Source organism: Vibrio qingdaonensis (assembly GCF_026191675.1).
Lineage (GTDB): Bacteria > Pseudomonadota > Gammaproteobacteria > Enterobacterales > Vibrionaceae > Vibrio > Vibrio qingdaonensis.
In genome coordinates this window covers 1-2,022 of record NZ_JAKRRY010000102.1, presented here as the reverse complement: position 1 = coordinate 2,022, position 2,022 = coordinate 1, and the positions used below count along the sequence as shown (strand labels likewise).

At 43.8% G+C, this 2,022-nt stretch carries 4 protein-coding genes; all 4 read right to left on the bottom strand.

Translation table 11 applies throughout. The features are described from left to right. Positions 1–144 precede the first annotated feature (144 nt). The 4 genes from MD535_RS25425 to MD535_RS26385 all read right to left on the bottom strand — a co-directional run bounded on the left by MD535_RS25425 (position 145) and on the right by MD535_RS26385 (position 2,018). On the bottom strand, positions 145–681 hold the full coding sequence (locus tag MD535_RS25425) for a hypothetical protein (protein ID WP_265678068.1): 537 nt from the start codon (positions 679–681) through the stop codon (positions 145–147). A 337-nt stretch (positions 682–1,018) separates the two neighbouring features. Beyond that, the gene (locus MD535_RS25420; protein WP_265678067.1) at positions 1,019–1,411 is read right to left on the bottom strand and encodes a hypothetical protein; all 393 of its coding nucleotides are present in this window, start codon (positions 1,409–1,411) and stop codon (positions 1,019–1,021) included. 98 nt (positions 1,412–1,509) lie between these two features. Then, a complete protein-coding gene (locus tag MD535_RS25415; protein WP_265678066.1) occupies positions 1,510–1,788 on the bottom strand; it encodes a hypothetical protein in 279 nt (92 codons plus the stop codon). 158 nt (positions 1,789–1,946) lie between these two features. Further along, a complete protein-coding gene (locus MD535_RS26385) occupies positions 1,947–2,018 on the bottom strand; it encodes a hypothetical protein (protein WP_390902977.1) in 72 nt (23 codons plus the stop codon). Positions 2,019–2,022 lie beyond the last annotated feature (4 nt).

Genomic DNA, 2,022 nt, shown 5'->3' with positions numbered 1-2,022 from the left:
GAAACCCCTCTCTAGATAAACAAAGGTAAACTGCTCATCCATCTGACCTCTGTCAGACGAACTGACAGGGCGCGGAGGTATCCGCAAAAAGCGGGACATCACGCTCGCCAGAAAAACTGGCTGAGTCGCAGATAGCCGCTAGGGTTAATTGGGTTTTTGACCGTATTGCCGTTGTGTCCATTCTCTGGTATCAAGCGCATTCCAAGCATCAAGCCACGATTGAAATCGCTCAATAGATTCGCGCGAATAGAAGTTAAAACCATCATCGGCCTTCGTTCCTATCGCCCACCCTTTAGACAGTTTTATCGGTTGTAAAGGCAAGTCTTTACCATCACGTCGAGCAAGCTCGCCCTTGGGAGTGGTAAAGTCATAATGATTGTGAAGCATCTTCATGAGTGTTCTTCTTGAGAACGCCCCGACTTGATGAATCACAAAATCATCTGCGATCACTTCCTTAGCAACACAGGCTTGAACAGCACGAGTGAGAGAAAACCCTGTATGTAAAAAGCGGTTTTCACTGTCGTCACAATTCGGCTCGGCTAATGGGGATATTACCCCTGACATTAACCCCGCCTCCCTGTCGTCGGCTTCAAACTCATAAACGTATTTCACGCCATAAGACTGAAACGTCTGTTCAACACAATACGGTGTAATATAATTGGTGATTTCTTCATAGGTCATAGTGACGCTCTCCAAAAATCAAAGGGTCATCACCATGCACAAAGGCATCGTGATGCCCTTGCGGTTGAAAAAATAAAGGTTAGTGGTTCATTGTGATTTCTCGATAACGGCACTACACAACTAAATGGTAGGTAAAGTATTGGTGCGAACCGTTTTGTCTTAGCACTCGCCGGACTCGATGACGACTCCAGGAATGAGACATAAGAACACAAAAATACTCATACGCTATTTCATTAGCACGACACGCTGGATAAGTCATGACCCTTCCCCCACCTCGTCGGCTATCACCACCCAAAGGGCAGTGATAGCCCTTTTGGTATGAAAAAATTAGTGGTAACTAACGGATATCAGACAAGTCGTACTTCAAGGCGAGCCTATCGACGTACTCGTTTGGCATTTCATCCAAATCAATCGATTCAGGGTCAAAGCCAATATCTCGCAAATCAATGCCATACCGACGAAGTAATAATGTATTTACTTCTTCGCTATACGCCTGAACTTGTTGATTCGTCAGTTGAGTTTGTACAAAGGTTTGAAGACGTGTGGCAAGATTTTCAATGAAATTTAACACACACTCATCGGGTTCGTTTTCAACCACCTCCCATTTGTGCTCTTGTATCCAAGCGAGTTTATCACTGTGGGAATCCAAGATTTCAAGAGGGAAAAAATCGGTTAAAAACTGCCCTGATGCTTCCATCAAACACAGAGTGGATAAAGATTGGTGATGCATAACGCAGCTCCTGAATTAAGCAGAAAGTTAATTCGTCCGCCCTTGGCCAGACGAACTGACTAAGGCACGGTGAGCACCGTTACGGTGAAACGATTGGTTTACATGAATAAAGAAAAAATTTGCTCTTTGAAGAACGTAGTCAATGTTAGAGCAACAATAAGCCATTGAAGGCGATCAAACTTACCTTCCAGTTTATCAAAGCGTTTATCGACCTGCTCAAATCGCTTATTGTTATCCGCCTTCAACTCCCGTACAGACTCTTTCAGATTATCTACCGACTCCTGAGTAGCATAGTGATGCTCAAACTGCTTCGCATGAAGCAAGGCATCAACCAGTTTTTCAGCCGGTATCTGTACGGTGTTCATTTCATTATCCATATTATCTCCTTTTATTAAGGAGAAACGCCCATAGGGGCGTTTCCCTATGAGGTTTATTAATTAGTGTAGTTCCCACGCGTTGATGGAAATCTGCCACACCTTCTAGAAATGTGGGTGTATCCAGTATGATGAAAATATCATCACATTTCAACCATCCATTACTGGTTACACGCTTCTTTTAATGCTTTACCTGCTTTAAAGCTTGGAGACTTACTGGCCGCGATTTGCATCGTT

Bases quoted from the DNA above. Each gene is read 5' to 3' on its own strand.
- MD535_RS25425 (WP_265678068.1), bottom strand. From the start codon at position 681: ATGACCTATGAAGAAATCACCAATTATATTACACCGTATTGTGTTGAA.
- MD535_RS25420 (WP_265678067.1), bottom strand. From the start codon at position 1,411: ATGCATCACCAATCTTTATCCACTCTGTGTTTGATGGAAGCATCAGGG.
- MD535_RS25415 (WP_265678066.1), bottom strand. From the start codon at position 1,788: ATGGATAATGAAATGAACACCGTACAGATACCGGCTGAAAAACTGGTT.